At 59.2% G+C, this 23,951-nt stretch carries 22 protein-coding genes and 1 tRNA gene; 17 read left to right on the top strand and 6 right to left on the bottom strand.

Annotated elements, in window-relative coordinates; genetic code table 11:
- The first annotated feature begins 8 nt into the window (after positions 1-8).
- The 3 genes from BPSY_RS08415 to BPSY_RS08405 are packed head-to-tail and all read left to right on the top strand — an operon-like array spanning position 9 to position 2,481.
- Positions 9-1,283: a cysteine desulfurase gene (locus BPSY_RS08415; RefSeq protein WP_033496483.1), complete on the top strand. Its 1,275-nt coding sequence runs from the start codon at positions 9-11 to the stop codon at positions 1,281-1,283.
- Between the two features lie 58 nt (positions 1,284-1,341).
- Positions 1,342-1,911 carry a Fe-S cluster assembly sulfur transfer protein SufU gene (gene sufU, locus BPSY_RS08410; RefSeq protein WP_415452635.1) on the top strand — a complete coding sequence of 190 codons (570 nt, stop codon included), beginning with the start codon at positions 1,342-1,344 and terminating at the stop codon, positions 1,909-1,911.
- A gap of 3 nt (positions 1,912-1,914) precedes the next feature.
- Positions 1,915-2,481, top strand: coding sequence for a metal-sulfur cluster assembly factor (locus tag BPSY_RS08405; RefSeq protein WP_033496258.1), 567 nt, complete (start codon positions 1,915-1,917; stop codon positions 2,479-2,481).
- A 141-nt stretch (positions 2,482-2,622) separates the two neighbouring features.
- Here the strand turns inward: BPSY_RS08405 and glgC are convergent, their stop codons facing one another.
- On the bottom strand, positions 2,623-3,867 hold the full coding sequence (gene glgC, locus BPSY_RS08400; RefSeq protein WP_033496260.1) for a glucose-1-phosphate adenylyltransferase: 1,245 nt from the start codon (positions 3,865-3,867) through the stop codon (positions 2,623-2,625).
- Positions 3,868-4,067: 200 nt separating this feature from the next.
- On the opposite strand from glgC, the gene BPSY_RS08395 reads away from it, so the two are divergent.
- Positions 4,068-5,393, top strand: a complete 1,326-nt coding sequence (locus BPSY_RS08395; protein ID WP_033496261.1) for a uracil-xanthine permease family protein — start codon at positions 4,068-4,070, stop codon at positions 5,391-5,393.
- On the opposite strand, the gene BPSY_RS08390 is transcribed toward BPSY_RS08395, so the two are convergent.
- Both BPSY_RS08390 and BPSY_RS08385 read right to left on the bottom strand, forming a co-directional pair.
- Positions 5,380-6,267 (bottom strand): TrmH family RNA methyltransferase, encoded by an 888-nt coding sequence (locus BPSY_RS08390; RefSeq protein WP_033496263.1) that lies wholly within the window; start codon positions 6,265-6,267, stop codon positions 5,380-5,382. The genes BPSY_RS08395 and BPSY_RS08390 overlap by 14 nt on opposite strands.
- Positions 6,268-6,331: 64 nt before the next feature.
- Positions 6,332-6,421, bottom strand: a tRNA-Leu gene (locus tag BPSY_RS08385).
- Positions 6,422-6,536: 115 nt separating this feature from the next.
- On the opposite strand from BPSY_RS08385, the gene BPSY_RS08380 reads away from it, so the two are divergent.
- The 6 genes from BPSY_RS08380 to era all read left to right on the top strand — a co-directional run bounded on the left by BPSY_RS08380 (position 6,537) and on the right by era (position 11,904).
- On the top strand, positions 6,537-7,334 hold the full coding sequence (locus BPSY_RS08380; RefSeq protein WP_033496265.1) for a 16S rRNA (uracil(1498)-N(3))-methyltransferase: 798 nt from the start codon (positions 6,537-6,539) through the stop codon (positions 7,332-7,334).
- 111 nt (positions 7,335-7,445) lie between these two features.
- Positions 7,446-7,784, top strand: coding sequence for a histidine triad nucleotide-binding protein (locus tag BPSY_RS08375; protein ID WP_033496267.1), 339 nt, complete (start codon positions 7,446-7,448; stop codon positions 7,782-7,784).
- 38 nt (positions 7,785-7,822) lie between these two features.
- A complete protein-coding gene (locus BPSY_RS08370; protein WP_033496269.1) occupies positions 7,823-8,887 on the top strand; it encodes a PhoH family protein in 1,065 nt (354 codons plus the stop codon).
- The gene (ybeY, locus tag BPSY_RS08365; RefSeq protein WP_081884353.1) at positions 8,884-9,450 is read left to right on the top strand and encodes an rRNA maturation RNase YbeY; all 567 of its coding nucleotides are present in this window, start codon (positions 8,884-8,886) and stop codon (positions 9,448-9,450) included. The genes BPSY_RS08370 and ybeY overlap by 4 nt, the downstream gene beginning before the upstream one ends.
- Positions 9,451-9,452: 2 nt before the next feature.
- Positions 9,453-10,850, top strand: a complete 1,398-nt coding sequence (locus BPSY_RS08360) for a hemolysin family protein (protein WP_033496271.1) — start codon at positions 9,453-9,455, stop codon at positions 10,848-10,850.
- A gap of 4 nt (positions 10,851-10,854) precedes the next feature.
- Complete coding sequence (gene era / locus BPSY_RS08355) at positions 10,855-11,904, top strand: GTPase Era (protein ID WP_033496273.1); 1,050 nt, start codon at positions 10,855-10,857, stop codon at positions 11,902-11,904.
- A 162-nt stretch (positions 11,905-12,066) separates the two neighbouring features.
- On the opposite strand, the gene BPSY_RS08350 is transcribed toward era, so the two are convergent.
- A complete protein-coding gene (locus BPSY_RS08350; protein ID WP_238556834.1) occupies positions 12,067-14,082 on the bottom strand; it encodes an AMP-dependent synthetase/ligase in 2,016 nt (671 codons plus the stop codon).
- 153 nt (positions 14,083-14,235) lie between these two features.
- On the opposite strand from BPSY_RS08350, the gene BPSY_RS08345 reads away from it, so the two are divergent.
- From BPSY_RS08345 to BPSY_RS08315, 7 genes are all read left to right on the top strand, one after another.
- A complete protein-coding gene (locus BPSY_RS08345) occupies positions 14,236-15,372 on the top strand; it encodes an NAD(P) transhydrogenase subunit alpha (protein ID WP_033496275.1) in 1,137 nt (378 codons plus the stop codon).
- A 1-nt stretch (position 15,373) separates the two neighbouring features.
- Positions 15,374-15,733 carry an NAD(P) transhydrogenase subunit alpha part 2 gene (locus BPSY_RS08340; RefSeq protein ID WP_033496277.1) on the top strand — a complete coding sequence of 120 codons (360 nt, stop codon included), beginning with the start codon at positions 15,374-15,376 and terminating at the stop codon, positions 15,731-15,733.
- Entirely contained in the window at positions 15,730-17,136 is a 1,407-nt protein-coding gene (locus BPSY_RS08335) for an NAD(P)(+) transhydrogenase (Re/Si-specific) subunit beta (RefSeq protein ID WP_033496280.1), read from the top strand. The genes BPSY_RS08340 and BPSY_RS08335 overlap by 4 nt, the downstream gene beginning before the upstream one ends.
- Positions 17,137-17,464: 328 nt before the next feature.
- Positions 17,465-18,094, top strand: coding sequence for a 50S ribosomal protein L25/general stress protein Ctc (locus tag BPSY_RS08330; RefSeq protein ID WP_033496492.1), 630 nt, complete (start codon positions 17,465-17,467; stop codon positions 18,092-18,094).
- A 184-nt stretch (positions 18,095-18,278) separates the two neighbouring features.
- A complete protein-coding gene (locus BPSY_RS08325) occupies positions 18,279-19,406 on the top strand; it encodes a branched-chain amino acid aminotransferase (RefSeq protein WP_033496282.1) in 1,128 nt (375 codons plus the stop codon).
- Positions 19,407-19,599: 193 nt separating this feature from the next.
- Positions 19,600-20,658 (top strand): NAD(P)-dependent alcohol dehydrogenase, encoded by a 1,059-nt coding sequence (locus BPSY_RS08320; RefSeq protein ID WP_033496284.1) that lies wholly within the window; start codon positions 19,600-19,602, stop codon positions 20,656-20,658.
- Positions 20,659-20,753: 95 nt separating this feature from the next.
- The gene (locus BPSY_RS08315; protein ID WP_051921859.1) at positions 20,754-21,533 is read left to right on the top strand and encodes a trimeric intracellular cation channel family protein; all 780 of its coding nucleotides are present in this window, start codon (positions 20,754-20,756) and stop codon (positions 21,531-21,533) included.
- A gap of 113 nt (positions 21,534-21,646) precedes the next feature.
- On the opposite strand, the gene rpsT is transcribed toward BPSY_RS08315, so the two are convergent.
- A complete protein-coding gene (gene rpsT, locus BPSY_RS08310; RefSeq protein WP_033496286.1) occupies positions 21,647-21,907 on the bottom strand; it encodes a 30S ribosomal protein S20 in 261 nt (86 codons plus the stop codon).
- 129 nt (positions 21,908-22,036) lie between these two features.
- Positions 22,037-23,614: a metal ABC transporter substrate-binding protein gene (locus tag BPSY_RS08305; protein ID WP_033496288.1), complete on the bottom strand. Its 1,578-nt coding sequence runs from the start codon at positions 23,612-23,614 to the stop codon at positions 22,037-22,039.
- Between the last annotated feature and the right edge of the window lie 337 nt (positions 23,615-23,951).

Below are 23,951 nucleotides of genomic sequence, written 5' to 3'. Positions count from 1 at the left end.
TGACCGATATGGAGGATTTCTCGGCGATTCGTCAACAGTTCCCAATACTCGATCAGCGTATCCACGGACATCCTCTTGTATATCTGGATTCTGCCGCAACGGCGCAGAAACCGGAAGCAGTGATCGACGCGGAAAGCGATTTCTACCGCACGATCAACGCCGGGGTGCATCGCGGAGCGCATGAGCTTGCGGCCCGAAGCACCGTGGCCTTTGAGGAGGCACGGGCGAAAGTCGCGCGACTGGTACACGCTTCGGAGGCCGAAGGCGAAGAGGAGATCGTGTTCACGGCCGGTGCCACCGCATCCCTGAATCTGCTCGCCACCTCCTTCGGCAACGCCTCGATGGGACGAGGTGGGGCGGCCGCACGCCGTTTCGCACTGCAGCCCGGGGATGAGATCGTGGTCAGCAAAGCGGAGCACCACTCCGTGCTGCTGCCCTTCCAAGAGCTCGCCGCCAGAACCGGTGCGACGCTGCGATGGTTCGATCTCGACGATGAAGGCCGCATACGTTCCGACACCGCGGATACGGTGATCACAGAGCATTGCAAGATCGTGGCGATCACCCACGTCGGCAACACGACGGGAGCGATAACCGATCTGGCACCCATCGTGAGCAGGGCTCATGAGGTAGGGGCCATCGTCGTGCTGGATGCATGCCAGTCGGTGCCCCATATGCGCATCGATTTCCATGCCCTGGACGTCGATTTCGCGGCCTGGAGCTCCCACAAGATGTATGGACCCACAGGCGTCGGTTTCCTCTACGGCAAACGCGCGTTGCTGGAGGCCTTGCCGCCGGCGAGTTTCGGCGGTTCGATGGTCGAGTTGGCCTTCATGGACAAGCCCGCGCAATACATGGAACCTCCGGCACGCTTCGAAGCGGGAACGCAGCCGGTGGCGCAGATCGTCGCGGCAGGCGTCGCGGCTGATTGGATGATGGGCATCGGCATGGATCGTGTGGAACGTCATGAGGCGACGATCACCGAGGAACTGCTCAAGCTCGGGGAGGTCGAAGGCGTGCGCATCCTCGGCCCGAGATCCGCAGAGCGTCGGATCGCCACGGTCGCTTTCGAGGTCGAGGGTGTCCATCCCCATGACGTGGGCCAGTTCATCGATGCGCAGGGCATAGCCATACGCGTCGGGCATCACTGCGCCCAGCCGGTACACCGGCATTTCGGCGTATTCGCCTCAAATCGGGCATCGAGCGCCGTCTACAACACGCCGGAGGAAGCTCGCCGGCTGGTCGAAGCCGTGGGGGGAGTCCGCGATTTCTTCCGCGTGAAGTGAAGAACGATCGCAAGTAACGGAGGTTACGAGTATTTTGGACACCATGGCTTTATATGGCATGAGTGATGAGGATCTGGAGCAGATGTATCAGGAGGTTATTCTTGATGCCGCCCGGGACCCACACGGCAAGGTGACGCTGGAGGAGCAGGATACCGAGGCGGAGACAGGAGTGACCCTGTCCCATACCCATGAGTATTGCATACCCGCCCGCTCGCACCAGTTCAACCCGACCTGCGGTGACGAGGTCACGGTTCATGTCGAGGTATCCGATGGCTCGGACGGCGGTCCGCAACGCATCGAAAGACTGGTGTGGGACGGTCAGGGATGTTCGATCTCCCAGGCCAGCCTGTCGGTGATGGTCGATCTCGTGGAGCACAAGACGGTGGATGAGGCCATGAGTATGGCCTCGGATTTCCATCGCCTGATGGATTCCCGGGGTAAGGGAGTTCCCGATGCGAATCTGGACGACACCTTGGGCGATGCGGTGGTGTTCCAAGGCGTCTCCCGCTATCCGATGCGCATCAAATGCGCCTTGCTGGGGTGGGAGGGCATGAAGGCATCCGTCGCCCAGGCCTTGTCACATATGGATTCACGGCCTACGATGGCGATGCAAACGAAGGAGCGCTGAACGATGTCACACTCAAATCTGGTACCGGAGCCCTCCGGATCCATCCTGGATTCCATCGAAGCGGTGGTCGGCAGTGAAGATGCCGCACGCAAGGTCATGGCGAACCCGGAACGGGCCGCCTTGTACAACCGTGATCTTGATGGTCAGGACGAGCACGGCGGTTGCGCCTGTGGCGGGTCATGCGCCTGCGATGACGAGGATGACGGCAACAAGATAGCGATCAAGGCGCTTGACGATATCGGTCGTGCCACCGCGCAGGATGTGAAGGAAGCCCTGCATCAGGTGATCGATCCCGAGCTGGGTATTGACGTCGTCGATCTGGGGCTGGTGTATGGCATAGAGATCGACGAACAGGGACGTGCGATCATCACGATGACGCTGACCACCCCCGCATGCCCCCTTACGGATCTGTTGGAGGATCAGTGCGCCAGCGTGCTGGCCGGTCTGGTCGAGGAGTTCCGCATCGATTGGACATGGACGCCGCGTTGGACCATGGATATGATCAGCCCGGAAGGCAGGGAACAGCTCGCGGCCCTCGGCTTCAATTTCAGCGCGATGCCCCATACCTGAGTCCTCGTTGATGGCTTAGTCATCGCTGACGGCAGGGTCATCCAGAGGCATCCCCGCCAAGCATTGCGTCAACACAAAGCCGCATCCGCCCGATATCTTCGGGGCGGGTGCGGCTTTGCCGAACAGGCGTCTCTTGCGGCGTCAATCCTCTACGACGGTGCCCTTCGGGACCACGGTGATGCCCTCCGGTGTGACCGTGAAGCCACGTTCGATGTCGTGCTGGGTATCGATGCCCACCGTCGAATTCTCCTTGAGCACCACATTCTTATCGATGATCGCCTTGTAGATCCTCGCGCGGCGATTCACAATGACGCCGTTGAAGAGAATCGAATCTACGACCTGCGCCCATGAATGGATGCGCACATTGGGGGAGAGCACCGAGTGGTGGACCTCACCACCGGAAACGATGACGCCCGGCGACACGATGGAATCGGTTGCGTGTCCAAGACGATCCTGACCCGAGTGAACGAATTTCGCCGGCGGAAGCGAACCATTATTCGTGTAGATCGGCCACTCGGTGTTGTACAGATTGAATTCCGGGACGTAGGCGATCAGATCCATATGTGCATCGTAGAACTGCTTGATCGTACCCACATCACGCCAGTAGGCATGATCGGTGTCGTTGGAGCCGGGAACCGAATTGTCATTGAAGTCATAGACCCCGGCCTGGTTCCTGTCCGAGAAGAAGGGGGCTATATCACCACCCATATCGTGCTTGGTATCCTCCGCCTTCTCGTCGAGCGACAGCGCCTCGAACAATGCCTTGGTATTGGCGACGTAATTGCCCATCGAGGCGAGGATCGACTTGGGGTCATCCGGCAGACCGTCGGGATGCTCGGGCTTCTCCTGGAAGCTGCGGATCATGTTCGGATGCTTGGGATCAACATCGATGACGCCGAACTGCTTGGAATCACTCAGGGGCTGACGGATGCCCGCAACGGTGAACTCGGCTCCGGACTCGATGTGCTGCTGCACCATCTGACCGAAATCCATACGATAGACATGGTCCGCGCCAACGATCACGACGATGTCCGGTTGCACATCCTCGATGATATTGATGGTCTGGTAGATCGCGTCGGCCGAACCCAGGTACCAATGCTTGCCCAGGCGTTGCTGTGCGGGCACAGGTGACACATAGCTGCCGAGCATCGGGGCGAATCGCCACATCTGTGAGATATGCCGGTCAAGGGAATGGGATTTGTACTGCGTCAGGACGACTATCTGGCGGTAATCGGAATTCACCAGATTGCTCAGGGGAAAGTCGATCAGCCGGAACACACCGCCGAAGGGAACTGCTGGTTTTGCGCGGTCTCGGGTCAAGGGCATCAGTCGCGTGCCCTCTCCTCCAGCCAGAACAATGGACAGAATCTTAGGATTGTTACTCATCGCGCTCTCCTTCCGTCAGCTTGATGGCGTACGACCCGCTGAAGCAGCCGTTTCGCAGCATTGCGAAACTTCGTCGACACCATCATTGCATAAATTCTTGACTGGATGAAGGAATTGCGGACTTCAGCGCGTCACACAGCTGCATTACTCTATGTCTGAGCGTTGTGATGAACATGGCGCAAGTACGAGAGAGAGCAGTTATGGCAATGTCATTCGGATGGAAGCTGCATGGCGACGGCAAAACGCTGGCGCCAGGCGAGGTCGTGGAGCCTGATGAACGTCTCACCTGGCCGAGAACCATAGGAATCGGCGCCCAGCATGTGATCGCGATGTTTGGCGCGACCTTCCTGGTTCCAGTGCTCACGCATTTCGATCCATCCACCACCCTCTTCTTCACGGCGATCGCCACGGCCCTGTTCCTGTTGATCAACAAGAACAAGCTGCCCAGCTACCTGGGAAGCTCCTTCGGATTCATCGCGCCGATCGCGGCCGTGGCCACGGCCAACAAGGGTCTTGGCGTGGCCAGCTTCGGTATCCTCATCACCGGCGTGCTGCTGGCATTGGTCGGCGTCATCGTCCATTTCGCGGGGGCGAAGTGGATCGATGCGATCATGCCACCGGTCGTCAACGGTGCCGTGGTCGCGATCATCGGATTCAACCTCGCGCCCTCCGCGTGGGAGAACTTCAAGGGTTCGCCCATCACCGCACTGGTGACGTTGCTGGCCGTGATGCTGATCGGCGTGTTGTTCAAGGGGATGATCGGACGTCTGAACATTCTGATCGGTGTGCTGATCGGCTATGCCTTCGCGTATTTCAGGGGAGAGGTCAAATTCGCCGCGGTCGAGCAGGCCGCTTGGATCGGACTGCCCAAATTCCATCTGCCCCAGGCGGATATGAGTGTGCTGCCGATGTTCATTCCGGTGGTGCTGGTGCTGATCGCCGAGAACATCGGTCATATCAAATCCGTTTCCCTGATGACCGGCCGCAACTATGACAAACAGATGGGTTCCGCGTTGTTCTCGGACGGTATCGGTACCATGCTCGCCGGTTTCGGAGGAGGCTCAGGAACCACCACATACGCTGAGAACATCGGCGTGATGGCGGCTACCAAGGTCTATTCGACCGCCGCATACTGGTGCGCCGCGGCCTTCGCCTTCATCCTGGCCCTTTGCCCGAAGTTCGGTGCGATCATCAATTCGATTCCCGGCGGCGTGCTCGGCGGCGTAACGACCCTGCTCTACGGCATGATCGGCATGCTCGGGGTGCGCATCTGGGTGGAGAACAAGGTGGACTTCAGCAAGAACGTGAATATGATGGTCGGCGCGGTCACGATGATCATCGGCATCGCCAACTTCACCTTCTCGATCGCGGGTGTCAGCTTCAATGGCATCGCCATCGGATCCATAGCGGTTCTGGTGATGTACCACGGCCTGACCGCAATCGGCCATGCCACCGGTTCTCTGCCGAAGGATGAGGCACCTGCTGTGCCGGAAGCAGGCGATAAGGACGCGATCAGCTCGAAGTAGGCTGAGCACCCTCGTATTGGGTGGCCCAAAAGGCCACGGCGCTTGAGGCGGCCACGTTCAGGCTGTCCACGCCGTGGCCCATTGCTATCTTCACGGTCAGGTCGGCCCGGGCTATGGTCCTATGGGAAAGACCGTCCCCCTCGGTGCCGAAGATCATCGCGAGCCTGTCGATATGCTCGGATCGCGGTGCATCGTCGCGCAACAGCCTGCTGAGCTCCTGCATCGAGATCGAGTCGTCCTCAAGAGCCATGGCGGCTGTGACGAAGCCGAGTTCATGCAGCTCCTGCAGCCCCGCATCCGGCCAGGCCTTCGTATCGTCGCCCCCTATGCGTGTCCACGGGACCTGGAACACGGTGCCCATCGAGACGCGGGCGGCACGTCGGTAGAGCGGATCGGCGGATGAGGGGGTGAGCAGGACGGCGTCTACGTTCAACGCCGCCGCGGAACGCATGATGGCGCCCACATTCGTGTGATCCACGATGTTCTCCATAACGGCGATGCGTTTGGCATCCCTGCACAGATCCGCGACGGAGGGGAGGGCCCAGCGTTTCATCGCGCTCAGGGCGCCTCTGTGCAGACGATATCCGGTGATGAGTTTCAGCTGTTCCGGCGAGGCCACATACACGGGTATATCCTCACCCCAACGTGCATCGACCTGTGCGAAGGTCTCGGACATCCCCGCCAGCCAGGGCTCTTCCACGAGGAAGGACTTCGGTTCCACGCCCGCATCGAGCGCTCTGGAGATCACCTTCGGGGATTCGGCGATGAACACGCCTTTTTCGGGTTCAAGACGATTGCGGAGTTGCAGCTCGGTCAGATGCGTGTATTCATCGATCATCGTGTCTTCGATGTTGTCGAGATAGACCAGTCGCATCGTTCACCACCATCCTGACCGCCGTATGAAAACAGAAAACCGGGAGTCATCTGACTCCCGGTACTGGTGTCCGGAGCGGGACTTGAACCCGCACGCCTGTATAAATAGGCACTAGCACCTCAAGCTAGCGCGTCTACCATTCCGCCACCCGGACATTTGCTTTTAGGCAACAGATGAAACAATAACACATATTCAGGATTTTGGTGAACCGTGTCGCGAGGTGCCGGCGATACAGGCTGAAACCCGGTGGTGACGGTACTCTTGTGCCCATGACTGAAGCCCTGTTCCTCTTTGATCCATCCAGTGACGATGCCCCTGTCCACACCGATGAACTGCATTCCGGCTGGAACATCACCCTGCCGCAGAACGTCCGCAAACATGCCATCCAAGTGATGAGATTGGGGAAGGGGGATGGTCTTGAGCTCTCTGACGGCAGAGGGCTGCGCATACAGGCGAGCATCGAGGATCCTCAGAACGGCGTCGTCAAGATACTCTCGGTCGGCAAGGAAGCGCAGCCGACAACACGATTGGCGCTGATACAGGCACTCGCCAAGGGCGGGCATGATGAGCAGGCCATCGATATGGCGACCCAGATCGGCGTGGACGCGATCATCCCCTGGCAGAGTGACCGTTCCATCGCACGGTGGAAGGAGGGGCGTACCGATCGCAAATGGCTTCAGGTCATCCAATCGGCCACCGAACAATCCCGGCGCTCATGGCGTCCGCAGCTGGCCGATCACGTTTCCAGCAAACAGATCGCGGCGATCTGCAAACGGGCGAATGTGCACGGTGATCTGGTCATCGTGCTCCATCAGGATGCGAGCGAGAGCTGGTCGGGAATCGAGGAGGCCGCCGACGCGATGGAGGCACGGTGCCTCAGCGACGCCCGTCCGAGGACGATCAGCGTCATCGTCGGGCCCGAAGGCGGCATCAGCGATGATGAGATCGCGCTATTCAAGGATTCCGGCGCGAAATGCTGTGTGCTGGGCAGCAATATACTCCGGGCTTCGTGTGCCGGGGCGGTTGCGCTCTCGCTGCTGTCCCGCGCTTTGGGGCGTTGGTCCTGAAGCGGCGAAGGATGGGCGGTGCATCGCGCATCGCCGGGGATACGCGACGGGGCGATTTATCCCGCACCGGCAATAGCATGGAGGCTGTAATACACAATCGAAGGAGCCAGCATGAGTGATAGCGAAGACTGCCTGTTCTGCAGCATTATCAAGGGTGAGATCCCCAGCACGACAGTGTACGAGGATGAGAGCACCTACGCCTTCGAAGACATCCATCCGAAAGCCAAGGTACATGTGCTGGTCGTGCCCAAACGGCACTATGCCTCAGTCGACGAACTGGCCTCCGAGGATCCCGCCGAGCTGGCGCATATCGTGGGAGTGGCGCAGGGGATAGCCAAGGAACGCTACAACGGCGCGTACCGCCTGGTCTTCAACACGGGGCTGGATGCCGGACAGACCGTATTCCATGTTCACGCACATGTGCTCACAGGCGAAGTACTGGACGAGTAGCGTACTACGATTGAACCCAGGACAACAGAAAGGCATCCGTGGCCACCACTACACGTACAATCACCATTCCGGCGGAACTGGATCCAGTGACGGTGCTGGGGCCGGTCGATGAGGTCATCAGAGAAGTCGAACGGGCGTTCCCGGATCTGACCATCATCGTCAGAGGGAACAGGGTCGTGATCATGTCGCGCAACCGCCAGACCGAAGCGCAGGCGGCGAAGGCCCAGGATGTGGTGAGCACCATCATCGATGCGGCGTATTCCGCCCCGATGGATGCCGAAACCGTCAGACGGATGATCGAATCCTCACAGATCCATAAACGCAACATTCTCGGGAGGGAACTCTCACCGACGAAGCGAAAAGAACAGCGTATGGGCAAATCCATGAACGTCCCGGGAGTCATCACCTATGCCTCGGGCATTCCCGTACGGCCCAAGACCGCAGGTCAGATAGCCTACGTCAACGCAATCGGGCGCAACACCGTCACCTTCGCGATAGGGCCCGCCGGAACGGGCAAGACCTATCTGGCGGTGGCCAAGGCCGTTCGCGCCTTCCAGGACAAGGTCATCAGCAGAATCATCCTGACCCGCCCGGCCGTTGAGGCGGGGGAGAACCTCGGCTTCCTTCCGGGAACGCTCAATGAGAAGGTCGATCCCTATCTTCGTCCCCTGTATGACGCCTTGTCGGATATGTTCGGCGCCGAACAGATGAGACGCTACATGGACGACGGAAGCATCGAGGTCGCCCCGCTCGCCTATATGCGTGGACGAACCCTCAACGACGCCTTCGTGATACTGGATGAGGCCCAGAACACCACCGAGCAGCAGATGAAGATGTTCCTGACCAGATTGGGCTTCAACACCCGCATGGTCGTCACCGGGGACATCACCCAGGTGGATCTCGCGGTACCGAAGTCGGGGCTCTCGACGATCGAGGCGATTCTCAAGGATATCGACGACATCGCCTTCGCGCACCTCGACGCCACGGATGTGGTGAGGCATGAGCTCGTCGGCAAAATCGTACAGGCTTACGACCAGAAGGCCCAAAGGGATGCCGTGGCGCGTGAGGAACGCGAAGCGGCGAGAAGGAACAGGACAAGATGAGCATCGAGGTCACCAACGAAACGCAGTGGGACATCGAACCCAAACTGTTCTCGGATTTGGGGATATGGGTTCTGGACCAGATGCGTGTGAGTACGCAGTCCGATCTGACCGTGCTGTTCTATGAGGCGGATGCGATAGCCGAACTGCACGAGCGGTGGATGAATCTCAAAGGCCCGACCGATGTGATGAGTTTCCCGATGGACGAACTGCGTCCGGGAGATGGCAAAAGCATTGTGGAGGGCATCCTGGGGGATATCGTCATATGCCCATCGGTCGCGGCGCAACAGGCCGCTGCCGCAGGCCATTCCACAACGGAGGAAATGATGCTGCTCGCCATACACGGCATGCTGCACCTGTTGGGATACGATCACACCACGGCCGATCAGGAACGGCAGATGTTCGGGCTGCAACGCCAACTGCTGCTGACCTTCCTCGCACAATTGCAAGGCGGTGCCGCGCAGGGTGAAGCCGCGCAGGCCTGGCTTCCGGAAGGTGCGATCGGTGGTGCCGATCCGCGTCGTGCGCTCCGCAAAGGCCATTCGACGAAAGGCACCGAGGCGTGAACATGCAGAGTGAATTATTGCTTCTCGTCCTGCTGATGGTTGTGGTCGCTTCGGCCCTGGTGTGGCTCTCGCTGGTGATGGCGGCGACCGAAGGCGCGGTTTCGCGGGTCACCAGGGCAAGCCTGAACAATCTGATTCTGGCCGTTCAGACCGATCTTGACTTGGGTCAGTTCTCGCGGATGAAGAGGATCGAGAAAATCCACAAGGTGCAGCGTCTGATCGCTGATCGCTATGCCACGGCGGGCTCATGTGCCTTTTTCCGCATCGTGTGCAATGTGATGGATGGCGCATTGGTCGCGGGCATCGCATCATTGTTCGGTGCGGAATTGTGGATCGGTCTGATCTGCGGTCTGGTCTTCGCCCTGCTGGTGGCCTTCGTCTCCATTCTGGTTCGGCCGCGGGTCGCAGGCGCTTCGAAACCGCTGGATATCATGCTGGCGTACGCCCAGATCACCACTGTGGCGGTGGCCCTGACACCCTTCGCGAAGGCGCGCAACCCGAATAAAGGCAGGAAGCACGGCAAAGACCTCAGTCTCTCCGACGATGAGGAACTCGACAAGATCCAGCTCGAACAGGGTCGCGCGATGGTCGATCGGCTTGTGGAAAGCAACGGTTTCGATCCCGAGGTCTCCGAGATGCTGCGCAATGTGCTGACCCTTTCGGATACGCTCACCAGGGAGATCATGGTCCCGCGAACGGATATGATCTGCGTCGACAGGGATGTCAGTCTGAGTTCGGCCTTGAAACTCTTCTCACGTTCAGGCTTTTCCCGTATCCCGGTCATCGGTGAGGACGTCGATGACTTGGTCGGCATCGCCTACCTCAAGGACGCGGTGCGGACGATTGCGTTCAACCCCGCCGCATCAAGCAGGGTCATTTCCTCGGTATGCCGCGATCCGATGCTGGTTCCGGAATCGAAGCCCGTGGACGATCTCTTCCACCATATGCAGCAGACCAGGCAGCATGTGGCCGTCGTCGTCGATGAATACGGCGGTATCGCGGGTCTGGTCACCATAGAGGACGCCATAGAGCAGATCGTCGGAGAGCTGGAAGACGAGCACGATCGCACGCAGCACCAGGAGCCGGAACAGGTCGGTCCCTCCACATGGAAACTGCCCGCCCGCACATCCATAGCGGATCTTGAGGAACTGTTCGAAATCGACATCGATGAGGATGATGTCGACACGGTATTCGGCCTGCTGACCAAGATGCTCGGCAGGGTGCCGATCGTGGGATCGTCGGCCGTGGTCAGGGGTTTGCGTCTCACAGCGGTAGACTCGGCAGGCAGGCGCAAGAAGGTCTCCACCATATTGGTGGAACCTGCAGGCACTGCATCTGAAGACGGCAATGACGAAGAGACGGCGCAGCAAGCGGACAAGCTACCGGATGAGAAGGACTGAATCAATGACACAGGGTGAAAGCGATCGGAGTGCGGAAGCTGAGACCACAGGCGCGCAGACGCCTTATCGATCAGGTTTCGTGGCCGTGGTGGGTAGGCCCAATGTAGGGAAATCCACCTTGACCAATGCCCTGATCGGCACGCAGATCGCGATCGCATCCTCACGTCCGGAGACCACGCGCAAAGCGATACGTGGCATCCTCACACTTGAGCACGCCCAGCTGGTGCTTGTCGATACGCCCGGCATCCACCGCCCACGCACGCTGCTCGGCCAACGTCTGAACGACATGGTCGACGAGTCCCTGAGCGATGTGGATGCCATAGCCTTCCTCCTGCCCGCGGATCAGGAGATAGGCCCCGGAGACACGATGATCTTGTCGCGTCTGCGTTCGCAGTACGGCAAGGGGCAGGCCGGCGCGCATGCCGGTGCTGCGGGTACCGGGGAACGGCCCTCATCGGATGGGCAAGACGCAAAGGATGTCTGGAAGGTTCCGGTAATCGCCGTGGTTACCAAAATCGACACCCTTGATCGTGAGGCTTTGATCAGCAAGCTCATCGAGGTCGAACAGTTCGGCGCATTCACGGATATCGTTCCGGTGAGCGCCCTGAAACATGACAATCTCGATGAGGTACGTTCCCTGTTGGTCGATGCCATGCCTGAAGGCCCGAAAATGTATCCCGACGAGCAGCTCAGCGAGGAACGCCCGGAGGACACCATCGCCGAACTGGTTCGTGGGGCGTTCCTTGAGGAATTGGATGATGAACTGCCGCATTCGCTGGCGGTTGTCGTCGATTCCGTCATCTACCCGGATGAGGATGCCGAAGCCTACAATGCCACGGATAAGGTCCGTGTTCTGGTATCCATCTATGTCGAACGCGATTCGCAGAAGCCCATCATCATCGGCAAGGGTGCGCAGCATCTGGTTCAGGTGAAAAAGAGGCTCCGGACGCCCGTGAACCGCATCATCGGCAGCAAGGCGAAACTCGAGCTTCATGTCAAGGTGTCCAAAGGATGGCAGTCCGATCCCAAGAAACTCGCCAAACTGGGTTTCTGATCATTCTGACACCGGGCCGGCGGTGATGACGTCCCGGCACCGCAATGTCTGATGATCTTTGCATGCGATGACAGCTGTGTGTGATTACAACTGTGTGTGATTACAACTGTGCCCCGACCGTTTCACGGCCGGGGCACAGCGGGAACAGCGATGGCGGATGCGCTACTTGCGCGGCGTATACATTTTGGTGTTCAGCAGTTCCGCGTTGCTGGAGATGACCTTGGGACGGATCACCTTCATGGATGCGGTGAGCAGTCCGTTCTCCTGGGAGAAATCCTCGGGAAGGATGATGAATTTGCGCACGGACTCGGCACGCGACACACCATCATTCGCCTCATCGACGAATTGCTGGACCTCGGCGCGCACGGCGGCGTTATTCGCCGCGTCCGCGATCGACATATTCTTGTCCAAACCCTTGGATGCGAGCCAAGGACGCAGGGTCTCCTCGTCGAGGGTGACCAGGGCCGAGATGAAGGGGCGCTTATCGCCCAGCACCACTGCTCTCGAAACGATCGAGGAGCGCTGGATCATCTCTTCGATCGGTCCGGGGGAGACGTTCTTGCCGCCTGCCGTGATGATCAGATCCTTCTTGCGTCCGGTGATGTACAGGAAGCCATCATGGTCGAGACGTCCGAGATCGCCCGTCGCATACCAGCCATCCTTGGTGAAGGAGGAGGCCGTGGCCTCGTCGTTCTTGTGATAGCGATTGAAGACACTGGTTCCGGAGACTTGGATCTCGCCGTCCGCAGCGACGCGGATCGCGAAACCGGGGAATGCGATGCCCACCGAACCGTCATGGAAGGGCGATCCCAATGGGCTGAAGGCGCAGGGAGCCGTGGTCTCGGTCAGACCATAGCCTTCGTACACGGGGACGTCAGCACCACGGAAGAAGCTGAGCAGCGCAGGATCCAGGGGAGCGCCGCCGGATACGATCCACTTGGCGCGGCCACCGAGGGCCTGCCTGAGCGAACTGTAGACGATGGGGTCAAAGAGCGCACGCCGCAGCGTGGTTCGCCTGTTCGCCTTTCCCTGGCTTGAAACCTGGGACATGTAATCCTGGGCCGCGACCACGGCCGCCGCGAATGTCATTCCCTTCGCGCCATGACCGGCCTTCTGTGAAGCCGCGTTGTACACCTTCTCGAAAACACGCGGCACACCGATCATCACGGTCGGCCTGGCGACCTGGAGATCAGAGATCAGCGTCTTGATGCCCTGTGCTATGTAGATCTGGATGGAGCTGTAAGCGCAGGCATAGTTGATGGCGCGCGCGAATGAGTGGGCCTGCGGCAGGAAGAGCAGTACCGAACCGTCCTTGTCACCTAGGAGATCGGGGATGTAGGCACACAGGTTGTGCGCCAGCGTGCAGTAGTGCGAGTGCGTCATCTCGACGCCCTTGGGTGCCGCGGTCGAACCGGAGGTGTAGACGACCGAGCAGAGATCGTCGGCTTTGATCGAGGCGATGCGCTTATCGAGCTCCTCATCGCTGACCGTGGTGCCATAGGCCTGAAGCTCCTCGAGTGCCCCGTTCTCCAGACAGGCGATACGCTTGAGGCTTTCGCACTCGTCGATGGCGCCATCGGCCTTCTCGCGCATGTCGCGGGTCTCGACGATCAGCAGGCTTGCGTCCGAGTTATTGACGATGTAACGGATCTGTTCGGCCGAATCGGTGTCGTACACCGTCGCGATGATGCCCCCCACGGCGAGCACCGCGGCATCGACGATGTTCCACTCATAACTGGTGTGGCACATGAATGCCACGGCATCGCCTTTGTTCAGACCGGCATGCAGCAGGCCCTTCGCGGTGGAGCGTATGTCCTCCAAGGTTTCCGCAGCCGTACGGCTGATCCATTTCCCATTGCGCTGGAAGTGGTACATATCCTCATCGGGCATCTCCCGGGCGCGGGATGCATAGAGGTCATAGACGGTCATGTCATCGGGGATTTTGCCCGCGCCCGACGTCGACGTGGTCAGCAGACCCGACTGCTCATCGATGGCGGTCACTGTTGGATAGCCGACGGACCATTCACGGACGACGGGTTCCGTGCTTGCCTCATGCTCGTGCTGCATTCCGGAAGCATCATCGCCGGCATTTCCTTCGTGGTCATGATATCCACCCAGGGTTGCTGCGCGCTGCGCCATCGCAACAAGGTAGGACTTCGCAGATTTGATCAAAGTCACGCTCTCTCCTCCATCTATACGACCTAACAACAGTATCCTGTGCAATGGAGATAATGAAGCGGACACACCTGCGTAGGAATCGTGAATGTCTTATACACTGTGTCTATCGACGTTTGTCGAGTGTCCCCGCACATCTAGCGAGAAGGGATGTCTATGGGTCAGGAAGACCGGTCCAGCGTGACATATGGAGTTTTCAAGGAATCAACGCAACAGGAGTCCCGCGTCGCGCTTACACCGGATATCGCAGTCCGGCTGAAGCGTTCGCATGTGTCCTGTCTGATCGAAAGCGATGCCGGCATCAGCGCCGGCTTCAGCGATGATGATTTTCGTCAGGCGGGCGTGCAGGTGGTGAGCAAAGAGGAGATCATAGCGACAGCGCAGGCCTTCGGCTTCGTCGAACGTCCCTCCGCGGATCTGATCGCCATGCTGCCGGCGGGATCATGGGTTCTGGGCATGCTCGGCTCCTTCACCGATGAGGGATACACGGCTGCCCTGCAGGATGCCGGACTCGTGGGCATCGCCATGGAGCGTCTGCCCAGGCAGCTCAGCGCCGCCCAATCGATGGATGAGATGACCTCGCAGAACTCCGTGATGGGATACAAGTCCGTCCTGGTCGCAGCGCAGGAATACGGCTCCTTCCTGCCGATGATGACAACCGCGGCAGGCACCATACGCCCGGCAAAGGTGCTGGTACTCGGTGCGGGCATCGCGGGTCTGCAGGCGATCGGGACAGCGAAGCGTCTTGGGGCCGTGGTCACGGCCTACGATGTGCGTCCCGCATCCCGTGAGGAGGTCGAGTCCCTCGGGGCCAAGTTCCTCGATCTGGATGTCGATTTCTCCGCTGGTCAGGGTCAGGGTGGATATGCGCGTCAGCTGACGGAGGAGGAACAGCAGGCCCAGCAACGTGCCGTCGATGAGAAGGCGGCCCAGTTCGATATCGTCATCACCACCGCGAAGGTTCCGGGACGGAAACCACCGGTGCTGCTGAGCAAAGCAGGTGTGGAGGGATTGCACCGCGGAGCCGTCATCGTTGACTGCGCGGCAAGTGATCTTGGCGGCAATGTGGAGGGCTCCGCCCCGGGTATGACCGTCACCGCCGGCGGGGTCAAAGTCATCGGCAACGCGGATCTGGCGAGCGGGGTGGCCACGACGGCATCCATGCTGCTGTCCAGGAACCTTGCCGATACTCTCGCGCACTTCGTCAGCGAGGGTGGGGCTCTGCAGATGGATCTGAGCCGGGAACTCGATGACGCACTGGTCATCTCAGGTCGTAAGGAAGGAAGAGACTGATATGGAAAACCTCGTGGTTCCTATCACTTTGTTCATATTGGCATTATTGCTAGGCGTCGAAGTGATCGGCAAGGTTCCAGCGACCCTGCATACGCCCCTGATGAGCGGGGCCAATTCGATACACGGCATCGTGATCGTGGGTGTGGTGATCGTCGCGGCACATGCTGATTCGCCGTTGTCCTACGTCTTCATCTTCCTGGCCGCGGTGCTGGGCACGATGAACGTCATCGGAGGCTATGTGGTGACCGATCGCATGTTGGAGATGTTCAAATCATCGAAGCCAACCCGCTCCAAGGGGAAGCAATCCGATGACGGGAAATCCGATGAGCGTCAGTCCGCTCAGAAAGCCAATCAATCATGAGCAACATCGATATAGTCGCGTGGTTCGTATATCTGCTGGCTTCCGTCATGTTCGTGATCGGTCTGCACTTCATGAACTCGCCGAAGACGGCGCGAAAAGGCAATCGCATCTCCGCTGAGGGCATGGTGCTCGCCGTGGTGATGGCTTTCGTGCACCTCTTCGTGGTGGGCTTCATCTCCTCGACCGCCGTCATCGTGCTCGTAGCCGGGATCCTCGTCGGAGGATTCGCCGGAGTGTATTCGGCCAAGAAGGTCAAAATGACCGATATGCCGCAGCTGGTCTCGGTGTTCAACACCGTGGGTGGTGGCGCCGCTGCGTTGGTGGCACTGAACGATATTCTCGCATCGTCATCGACCCCGGGAAGCGTGGTGCTGGTCACCGCCGGTCTGGGTGTGCTGATCGGTTCGGTGACCTTCACCGGATCGCTGGTGGCCGCTGGCAAACTGCAGGGTGTGATTCCCGGCAAGCCGATTTCACTGCCGCTGAAGAACCTATGGAGTCTGCTCTGCGTGCTGCTGGCTGTCGCAAGCTTCGTCATGCTGATCATCCAGCCTGAACGACGCCTGCTGTGGTCCTTGCTCACCGCATTGCTGGCGTTGATCTATGGACTGCTGTTCGTCTTCCCCATCGGTGGGGCCGATATGCCGGTGGTGATCTCCGTTCTCAACGCGTGCACGGGTACGGCGGTCGCGATGAGCGGTCTTGCCATAGACAATGTCGCGCTGATCATCGCGGGTGCTCTCGTCGGCGCGGCGGGTGTCACGCTTTCGGTCCTGATGGCCAAGGCGATGAACCGTCCGCTTTCCAGCGTCCTGCTCGGTGGCTTCGGTGATACCGGAACGGCGGGGGATGCCGAGGGTCCCGAAGGGACGATGAAGGAAACCACAGCCGATGATGTGGCCGTGCAACTGGCGTATGCGGAGAAGGTCATCTTCACACCTGGTTTCGGTCTGGCGCAGGCGCAGGCCCAACGTGAGCTTGCGGATCTGGGCGAACTGCTCAAGGCCAAAGGCATCGAAGTGCTCTATGCCATTCATCCCGTTGCCGGACGTATGCCAGGTCATATGAACGTGCTGCTTGCGGAAGCGAACGTTCCGTACGAGGAGCTGGTTGACCTCGATGAGATCAACCCACAGTTCCCCACGGCTTCGATCTCCCTGGTGGTCGGTGCGAATGACGTCACCAACCCTGCGGCTCGCAAAGCGGGGACGGCCGTCTCCGGCATGCCGATACTCGATGTCGACAAGGCGCAGAACGTCGTGGTGATCAAGCGCGGGCGCGGCAAAGGATATGCGGGCATCGAGAACGAGTTGTATTTCAACGACAACACGCAGATGCTCTTCGGAGACGCCAAGGCAGAGCTGCAGGCTATCATCGCCGCCGTGAAGGAACTGTCCTCCTGATCCGCCGCGTCTCGATCACGGGGTGAGCTTGTGCGTACCCGTCATGTCAGGTCTGTCGTGCCAGGTCTGAGAGGGCCTGGTCATATGACCGGGTACGCATGCTTCCACGGCTCCTGCGCATCGGCTCAGTTGTCCCTTGGCATGTGCTATCGTATGCTTCATTGCTTTGGCGAGGGGAATCGATGATTCGTTCCCGTAATCGACTCGGCTGATTGGTCTGCTCCTCATGGAGATCTTTCGACGCGTCGATGCGCCGGAGGATCGGTACAAGACACTGATACGACATAGTGTGCATGCGGCACGCTGTGTATGTAACGAGGAGAGCATCATGGCAAACACCATTACCATTCAGGGTGAAACACGCAGTGAGTTCGGCAAGGGCGCAGCACGTCGTATGCGCGTCGCATTCCAGATCCCTGCGACGATCTATGCGGGCGGCAACGAGCCGACCTTCATCAAGCTGCCGATGAAGGAAACCACCAACGCGCTGCGCCACACCAACGCACTGTTCGAGCTGAAGTATGACGACGGCAGCAAGATGGCCGTGGTCAAGGATGTGCAGCGCAATCCTGTGAAGCGTCAGGTCGAGCACATCGACTTCCTTGAGGTCCGTGCAGGGGAGAAGGTCGTCGTCGAGGTTCCTGTCTTCGTCGAAGGTGAGACCACCGGTGCGGCCGTGGCATTCGTCGATATGCAGAACCTTGAGGTCCGTGCCGATGTCACCAACCTGCCCGAGCGCATTGTGGTCAACGTCGAAGGTCTTGGCGACGGCGAGAAGGTTCTCGCCAAGGATGTGAAGCTGCCTGAGGGCGCCGAGCTGATCATCGACGATCCTGAAGATTCCGTCGTGACCGTCGAGGTGCCGAAGGAAGAGTCCCTTGAGCCGGAGACCACCACAGAGGCACCTGCCGAGGATGCGGACGCCACTGCCGATGCCGCCGACGCGGACGCCGAGTAGTTCTGATTCACGCAGAGCGCACGGTCGGCTTCTGGGTCGGCCGTGCGTTTTCATAATGTGAGCCGCCTCACGCGAAGACGGCGCACCTGTGCGATAGTGCAGGTGTGGGTGCTGAGCCAGAAGCCCTGAGGCCCTTTATGATCACAGCCGCGTATGCGGCAACAGCAAGAAGAAGCACGATAGTATGACAGAGCAATCACATCACGATCCGGCCGCTTTGGATGCACAGGCCGAAGCATTCACCATTCTGGCCAACACGGAGCCCGCTTCCGAATCGAAGCGCAAGGAACTCATCGACAAGCCGGCCTTCGGACAGGTCTTTTCGGATCATATGAGCCATATCAGCTGGACCAAGGGCGAGGGTTGGTCGGATCGCCGCGTGGAGCCCTATGCCCCCTTGAGGCTTGATCCGGGCGCATCGGTGCTGCACTATGCGCAGGAGGTCTTCGAAGGTCTCAAGGCATACCGTCACAGCGATGGTTCGACCTGGCTCTTCAGGCCGGATGCCAATGCGCGGCGTTTCCAGAATTCGGCCAAGCGTCTGTACCTTCCGGAACTCGGCATCGATGACTTCCTCGCTTCGGTCGCCGCCCTCGTCAAGCAGGATGTCGATTGGGTTCCCACCCGTCGCGAGTACACCCTGTACATGCGTCCCTTCATGTTCGCCTCGGAGCCTTTCCTCGGTGTGCGTGCACCTGAGGAAGTGGATTATTGCGTGATCGCCTCACCATCCGGGCCATACTTCCCAGGCGGTGTGAAGCCGGTAAGCATCTGGGTCGAGGACAAATGGTTCCGTACCGGTCCCGGAGGCACGGGCTTCGCCAAGTGCGGCGGCAACTATGCGGCCTCGCTGCTCGGTGAATACCGCGGTCTGGAGCATGGCTGCGAACAGGTCTGCTTCGTCGATGCCGCGACGAAGACCTATCTTGAGGAACTCGGTGGCATGAATATGTTCGCCGTGCACAAGGATGGGCATCTGGAGACCCCGAGCCTGACCGGCAGCATACTGCCCGGCATCACGAGGGATTCACTGATCCAGCTGCTCAAGGACCAGAATCGCGACGTCGTGGAAACGATGATCAAGCTCGATGATCTGCTTGAGGACATCAAATCGGGCGAGGTCACCGAGGTCTTTGCATGCGGAACAGCCGCGATCATCACGCCGATCGGACGTTTCAAGTCCGATAGCTTCGATGTGACGGTTGCGGATGGAGGCTCAGGAGAGCTCACGGTGAAGTTGCGTGAGGAGCTGCTGGGCATCCAGCTCGGTGAACGCGAGGATCCGCACAACTGGATGTGGAAGGTGTGCTGACACCCAGCCGCACGTCATAACATGGTGGTCGTCGTCCCGGTGGACGACGACCACCTCTTTGTTATGCATGCATGTCCCGTCACATATGCCGTACATAGTGTTTAATTTGTTACTATGTGATGTGGATGCCGTATCGTGACATCAGACCTGCAGGCATCCGGTCAACGACGACCTCGTGCGAAAGGACAATGCCATGAAAGCGTATGCGATGCTTGAATTGAACAAAGCCGGTTGGATTGAGAAGGAGGATCCCGCCTGCGGACCACTTGATGCGATCTGTCGTCCGGTGGCCCTGGCTCCCTGCACCTCGGATATTCATACGGTGTGGGAGGGTGCGATAGGCGACCGGCACAATCTTGTTTTAGGGCATGAAGGTGTGGGGGAGATCATCGAAGTCGGCGCTTTAGTGAAGGATTTCTCACCTGGGGATATCGTCATTATGCCTGCGATAACACCGGATTGGGGTTCACGCGAGGCTCAGCGTGGGTACTCGGTGCATTCCGGTGGAATGCTGGGAGGATGGAAGTTCTCCAATGGCAAGGATGGCGTGTTCGCGGAAAAGATCCACATCAACGAGGCCGACGCCAATCTGGCTCTGCTTCCCAGTGGAATAGGTTTCGAAACCGCTTGCATGCTTTCGGATATGATGCCGACGGGCTTCCATGCCTCCGAGATGGCGAAGGTCACGTACGGTGAGTCGGTATGCGTGATCGGCATCGGTCCGGTAGGTCTGATGTGTGTGCGTGGTGCCGTTCTTCGGGGTGCATCGAGGGTCATAGGCGTTGGGTCCAGACCCATATGCGTTGAGGTTGCCCGGAAATATGGCGCGACGGACACCATCAGTTACAAGGATGGCCCGATCGATGACCAGATTCTGGAGATGACCGATGGCGAAGGTGTCGATAGGGTACTCATCGCCGGCGGTGATGTCGATACATTCGAGCCGGCGATACGCATGCTCAAGCCGGGTGGCGCCATCGGTAACGTGAATTATCTTGGCAATGGGGACCATGTCAGGATTCCCAGACTCGATTGGGGTGTGGGAATGGGGCACAAAACCATCCACGGAGGGCTGATGCCCGGTGGCCGGCTGCGTATGGAACGCCTGGCGAGCATGGTGGTTCATGGACGGGTTGACCCATCACTGATGATCACGCACCGTTTCGAAGGATTCGAGCATATCGCGGATGCGGTTGCTTTGATGAAGGAGAAGCCCCGCGATCTGATCAAACCTGTTGTCGTCATCGGCTAGCGTACGGAAATACCTCTCCGGACACAGCGAGTCGCCGTTGATTTCGGGTAGTCTTGGCAGCGCGTATATTGCCGGTGCTTGTTGGGGAGAGAACTATGTCGGTTGCGTTAGAAAGCAATGCCGTCTTCATCGGCATAGAGTATCTGGCTATTTTCTGTTCGGGTCTTTCCGGTGGTCTGGCCGCGACCCGCAAGCATTACGATATCTTCTCGATTCTGATGATTTCGTGGGTCACGGCTTTGGGGGGAGGCATCGTCCGCGATGTGCTGCTGGGCAGTCTTCCCCCGACCGGCATCACCAACAAGGGCTATGTGCTGTCCGCCTTGCTTTCTGGGGTCGTGGTCGCGATCGCGCATCCGGAAATCGGGAACCTCACCAGATCGATGATCGTCGTCGATGCCATGGCTCTCGGATTGTTCGCGGTCAATGGCACCGCTAAGGCCATGGCCTTCCATACATCCGGGATGACTGCGGTGTTCCTGGGGATGTTTACCGCCTTGGCAGGGGGGCTGATCCGGGACACCCTGCTCAATGAGGTGCCCTCGATCATCAGGGATAAACACTGGTATGCGGTGCCTTCCTTCGTCGGCTGCATCCTGACGGTCATCGTCAGCAAATGCGTCCGGGCCGGCATCATCGATCTGCATGGCGAGATGGCACTCGACCTGGGCATCGTCGCCCTGGTGGTCGCCATGCGCCTGCTGTCCGTGAAGTTCAACATCATGCTTCCCGGCGCCCTGGAGCGTGAACGCGCCCATCTTCGTATGAGGTCGCGCTATCTGCGCCGCCCTGTCGTGCATCCGCAGGTGCACGAGCCTCAGGATGCGGCTGTGAACATACCACCGGAAGCAGCCGGCAAGCATCACGAAGGCTGAGGATATCCCTCCCGAGCGGTGCCGATCCGCTCATTGAGCGGGATGCCTGGTGCACATACAAAACGACCCCGCATGTTGCCATGCGGGGTCGAAGCGTACCGTAAGGTGTGCAATCAGATGGCGTTCACTGCTGAAGCCAGACCTGACTTGCGGTTGGCGGCCTGATTCTTGTGAATCACACCCTTGCCCGCGGCCTTGTCGAGGCGCTGGGCGGCAAGCTGGTATGCGGACTGTGCAGCAGCCTTGTCGCCGCTTTCCACGGCCTTCTGTACGGAACGAACGGCGGTCTTGATTGAGCTCTTGACCGCGATGTTGCGCTCGTGCGCCTTGTCATTGGTGATGACGCGCTTCTTCTGCGACTTGATGTTTGCCACTATTACTCCAAACGACGTGTGTGCTTTATTCCTGACAGACAAACCCACAGTTTAGCATGATTGCCGAACAATGTGCGGTAATCAACCGCCCGACCGTGGCTTTACGTCCAGAAGACGGGGCGATGGGGACTATCCATGGGCCAGCATCTCCTTGGCCACCGCCTCCTTGCTGAGGGATGAGGGGTAGTAGGTCGGCCAGTTGTCCATTTCCTTGAGCGTCTGCGTATGGCTGTTCTCTCCCATGAAGATATGGAAGTGCGCCGACTTCTCGGATGCTATGCCGTGGTCGGAGAACTGCACGACCTGCGGGGCACCGTCTGGGACCTCGCCGACCGCGGTGAAGAGGTACCGCACACCACGGTTGCCTTTGGCATAATCAAGGATGTGGAAACCGTCATATCGATATTTCGCGGATACCGTATCGTCACCGCGCGAGAAGGACATGGTGTCGGATCCGATGGTGATCGTGGAGACATCGGTTTTGTATCCGACGTCGTAGTAGCGCGTGTATTCCTCAGCACTCATCGTCCCGCTCGCCGCCTTGGCTTCCATGACCTCCTTCAGGCTGCCATCCTGGAGCAGTGGGTACACCGATTGCCATTCACCGGCGTAATCTTGCAGGCTGCGGTCCTTGACGTCCTGGGTGAGGAAGAATCCGTTGTAGGTGTCATTCGCAAGGGTCTGTTTGGCGATCAGGCTGAGCCATCCCAGCAGGGTCGGTGTCTGTTCCGGAAGCTGCTCGCTGACCGAGACTATGGTTTTGCTGCTCTTCTTGGCGGAGGCCTGCAATTGCTCGGCAAAGCCGTCAAGCTCCTGTGGGTTGACGATCAGCACATCCACCGTCGGTCCCGCAACGATGTCTATGGCGCTCTTCAGATCGGAGGCTGAGGGCTCCGCGTCATTCGCGGCCGCACTGGTATAGGTCTCCGGCGTATTGTTCACCGCGCCGATATAGGTCATCAGCAAGTCGGCTATGGATTCCGTGGCTGCGTAGTTTCGTGCGCCCTGCTCCTTGCGTGCCGTGTTGACCATCGCCACGAAGTCGGCATAATCGCTGTTCCAGGCGTTTGAGTGCCGCTGGACCGTCGCCTGGGCATTCGGATTGCCGTCGGCATGTGTGGTGTAGGCCGCGGTGAGAGCGGAGGCTGTTTTCAGCACCGCGTCTGGGCTGAACCACAGATGCGGATTCACGTCACCGTGGTGGTGATGCCCTTCTGACTCCTCATGGTCATGTTCCTCCTCGGTGGCGGTTATGCCCATCAGCGTCCCCACATCGATGACGGTCTGTGTTGCTGACGTGGCGTGCGTGGTGTCGGCCCATCCGTCATATCCTGCTCCGTTGATCAGAACGATGTCCGCCTGCGCGATTGTGGAGAGATCCGAAGGACTGGCTTCATAGCCGTGCGGGTCCGCCGAGGTCGAGTTGATGATCGAGGTGACCGCTACGCAATCGCCTCCGAGCTCCTTGGCAAGGGAGCCCCACTGATTGACTGATGCGGTTACCGTTATGACGTCTTCGCAACTGTCCTTGATGCCGTTGACGGCGTTCGCGGCCGTTGTATTGCCCTCCGGGGCCGATGATTCCTTGCTGCGCCAGAATATGACGCTTCCGACAATCAACGCGATGGCGATTGCGGCTGCTGTAACGGTGATGATCGTGGCTCTGGCTCTGGACATCGCCTTGGGGGTGGTGTTCGGGTCGGTCATGGTCTGAGTTACCTAATTTCCAGGTTGTGGTGGTGCAAAATCGAAGCCGGACCACCGGGCGACTGTGGTGATGTCCCCGAATCCGAATGGATGGGAACATGCATCAGATTGTAACTAACGATAACCATTATCACAAATACCGACGATGGTGTCCGGACGTGATGCCGGCGGGCATGCATCGCGCCGCGCTCGATCCACTCCGAAGCCGCGCATGCCGCAGGCCCGTATCCTTACATCAGTCGATACGTATAAAAACGTACTCTATGTATAATGTGCCATGTTGGATGCGCGGTCATGGGCAGGCAGAAGCTTCGCACATACCGCCGCCGGGATAAAA

It is taken from the genome of Bifidobacterium psychraerophilum (assembly GCF_000741705.1).
Taxonomy (GTDB): Bacteria; Actinomycetota; Actinomycetes; order Actinomycetales; family Bifidobacteriaceae; genus Bombiscardovia; species Bombiscardovia psychraerophila.
Note: the sequence above shows the minus strand (reverse complement) of the source record. Positions and strands in the feature narration are given on the sequence as shown.

Coding starts and splice junctions, on each gene's coding strand:
- BPSY_RS08395 (WP_033496261.1), top strand. CDS start 4,068: ATGGCAATGTCATTCGGATGGAAGCTGCATGGCGACGGCAAAACGCTG.
- ybeY (WP_081884353.1), top strand. CDS start 8,884: ATGAGCATCGAGGTCACCAACGAAACGCAGTGGGACATCGAACCCAAA.
- BPSY_RS08375 (WP_033496267.1), top strand. CDS start 7,446: ATGAGTGATAGCGAAGACTGCCTGTTCTGCAGCATTATCAAGGGTGAG.
- BPSY_RS08320 (WP_033496284.1), top strand. CDS start 19,600: ATGAAAGCGTATGCGATGCTTGAATTGAACAAAGCCGGTTGGATTGAG.
- BPSY_RS08315 (WP_051921859.1), top strand. CDS start 20,754: ATGTCGGTTGCGTTAGAAAGCAATGCCGTCTTCATCGGCATAGAGTAT.
- BPSY_RS08305 (WP_033496288.1), bottom strand. CDS start 23,614: ATGACCGACCCGAACACCACCCCCAAGGCGATGTCCAGAGCCAGAGCC.
- BPSY_RS08335 (WP_033496280.1), top strand. CDS start 15,730: ATGAGCAACATCGATATAGTCGCGTGGTTCGTATATCTGCTGGCTTCC.
- era (WP_033496273.1), top strand. CDS start 10,855: ATGACACAGGGTGAAAGCGATCGGAGTGCGGAAGCTGAGACCACAGGC.
- BPSY_RS08390 (WP_033496263.1), bottom strand. CDS start 6,267: ATGCGACTGGTCTATCTCGACAACATCGAAGACACGATGATCGATGAA.
- BPSY_RS08415 (WP_033496483.1), top strand. CDS start 9: ATGGAGGATTTCTCGGCGATTCGTCAACAGTTCCCAATACTCGATCAG.
- BPSY_RS08380 (WP_033496265.1), top strand. CDS start 6,537: ATGACTGAAGCCCTGTTCCTCTTTGATCCATCCAGTGACGATGCCCCT.
- glgC (WP_033496260.1), bottom strand. CDS start 3,867: ATGAGTAACAATCCTAAGATTCTGTCCATTGTTCTGGCTGGAGGAGAG.
- BPSY_RS08340 (WP_033496277.1), top strand. CDS start 15,374: ATGGAAAACCTCGTGGTTCCTATCACTTTGTTCATATTGGCATTATTG.
- BPSY_RS08360 (WP_033496271.1), top strand. CDS start 9,453: ATGCAGAGTGAATTATTGCTTCTCGTCCTGCTGATGGTTGTGGTCGCT.
- BPSY_RS08325 (WP_033496282.1), top strand. CDS start 18,279: ATGACAGAGCAATCACATCACGATCCGGCCGCTTTGGATGCACAGGCC.
- BPSY_RS08345 (WP_033496275.1), top strand. CDS start 14,236: ATGGGTCAGGAAGACCGGTCCAGCGTGACATATGGAGTTTTCAAGGAA.
- sufU (WP_415452635.1), top strand. CDS start 1,342: ATGAGTGATGAGGATCTGGAGCAGATGTATCAGGAGGTTATTCTTGAT.
- BPSY_RS08330 (WP_033496492.1), top strand. CDS start 17,465: ATGGCAAACACCATTACCATTCAGGGTGAAACACGCAGTGAGTTCGGC.
- BPSY_RS08405 (WP_033496258.1), top strand. CDS start 1,915: ATGTCACACTCAAATCTGGTACCGGAGCCCTCCGGATCCATCCTGGAT.